This is a genomic window from Salinivibrio socompensis S35, from assembly GCF_000513715.1.
Classification (GTDB): domain Bacteria; phylum Pseudomonadota; class Gammaproteobacteria; order Enterobacterales; family Vibrionaceae; genus Salinivibrio; species Salinivibrio socompensis.
Map to the genome: position 1 here is coordinate 1 of NZ_AQOD01000165.1, position 2,120 is coordinate 2,120.

The following is a 2,120-nucleotide window of genomic DNA, read 5'->3' on the forward strand; positions in this document are numbered from 1 at the left end:
TTCGTTTTCTATGAGTCATATAGATAGTGACCTGTTGATCCGTGATTCGTGTTCCCGGCACAGTGAACTCCCTCCGTTCTGCTGTACCGAACCTTATCAGACCAACCGGCCAAGATAATTGTCGCTAGACCGGCCACCGTAATTGTCGCTCAATACAATGCGTTAACGAACCTCTCGATTGCACTTTCGTAACCGGGATTTATAAGTGCATCATGGGGGCGATGAATATATTCTCGAGATAAAACTGCTTCATCTTTTTTCCACTGATTGTGAATGGAGCCTGATGGAAGCTTTTTCATAGACGACCACATACGCGTTATAAATGAGTCATCATGCTCATCGAAGGGTTCAGATTTTAGCTTGTTTAAAGCATCCGTATCCCAAATAACCCCCTGTTTTTCAGCTTGCTGTTTCATCCGCTCAAAAGTGAGCCCTGCCAGTGCATTGCTGGTTGGGATAAAATGGTAGTAATGTAGCTCACCGTTGACGAGCTTAACTTCACCATGAATACCGTGCTCTTCTCGCGTTTGTTGTTGCCAAGCTAGATTCTCTTGTGCAAGCTTCTGTTGGGCATAAGCGGCAAGTTCATGGGCTGATTTAAATTTTTGAATATCAGATTGATACTTATCATAAAGTGATGTTTTGTGGGTAAGCTTTCTATGATAAGTGGAGTCTACAGGTTGGTTGAGGCGTGCTGGTAGGTCTGTCCTTCCATATTGGTTTTTAGATGGGTAGCCACCGCCAATATCGGTGTGACAGCCGGGGAAGACTTCTTGACAGAAAATACCGTCACTGAAGGCAACCACTTCGGTGTGGCCTTTCCCTAACGAGGTTAATGGAAAGTTTTCACGGTACTCATGCTGTGCACAAATCTGGAATACTTTTTCTGCCACATTTGGTTTGAGGCCAAGCTTATATTCCCCCTCATCATTGTTACCGGGCATATAAAATGAGCCCACGGTATCAAAAAGGCCCACAAAACGAACAGAAATACGGCGTTGAGTATCTACCGCATAAAATTCATCGGATAGGGAATCAAACCGTTTATAGCTCTCATTACCCAGCAAGTTTGGATAAATCTCGCTCGGATTGGTGCTTCTTTCGGGATTGCTATAGTCAGGAAAGCCGACCTCTAGTGCATTGACAAAATGCCTCGCCAATGCGGCACCGCGCTGAACCCAAACACATCAAACTGAATGTGATTGATTTTATGATATTCGCCATCATCCATTAATTGACCAATAATTTGATTTAGACGTTTTAACAGTCCTTGCCATTTCCACAATCCACCGGTGTCATCAAATACGCCAAAAGCTTGTCCAGGGAAGAGCTTTTCATCACCACCGGCATCAATAATAGGATTACGCTCTCCGGGGATAATGGGAATATCATCCACTGTGCCTACCCCAGGTACATAGATTTTGGCTGATTGGCCATCTTGTTCAGGATACGCTTCAAATAGGCGAGCAATATTGGTACGCGACTTGTTGCCATACGTCTCTTTGTATTCATCATTAGGACTATTTTGCCCCGTACCATCAAAGAAAACGCCTATACGCAATGTTCGCTCTCGTTTTAGGTTGACGACTGGAAGCTCTTTTTCGACCGTTTTTTCATTGCTGATGGCTTTAACCGCGGAATTAAGTAAACAACGCTCGCTGTAGTCGTAAAACATATTTAATGGGTGATTAAACCAGGTTGGCGATATGGGCGGTAAGCCAAAAGAAGCCACTTGAGCCTGCTTTTTCGCCGCCGGCTGACTGACCGTTAGACGATCACCCACGGCTAACGCCATCGGATTAGCATCATACTGCGGGTTTAATTCCAACAGCTGCTTGGCGGATAAACCGTATTGTGCGGCAATATCGGGCCATAATTCGCGTTGGCGGGTGGCTGGGTCAGCTTTAACCGTATGCGTCGTCGGTGGCGTGGGCTCATCACGCTTATCGGCATCCTTTTCAGAGGGCTCAGCTCGTTTAGCAACCGCTTGCTTGGGCGCGGCGAGTAATTCACTGATAGACAGTTCAACGCCGTTTTCTTCCAGCCATTCATCGTCTACGCTATCGAGTTCGTCACGTGTAATGGCTTCTTTGAGATAGACGAGGTGCTGGTCTTCGACC

The 2,120-nt window shown here is 45.9% G+C and carries 1 protein-coding gene and 1 pseudogene; both read right to left on the minus strand.

Annotation, left to right across the window (positions count from 1 at the left end; translation table 11 throughout):
- Positions 1 to 149: 149 nt before the first annotated feature.
- Entirely contained in the window at positions 150 to 1,160 is a 1,011-nt protein-coding gene (locus DZ54_RS22460; protein WP_081721691.1) for a T6SS phospholipase effector Tle1-like catalytic domain-containing protein, read from the minus strand.
- Positions 1,133 to 2,120, minus strand: a pseudogene (locus DZ54_RS23760) (DUF2235 domain-containing protein); the annotation flags it as partial. The gene DZ54_RS22460 and the pseudogene DZ54_RS23760, both read right to left, overlap by 28 nt.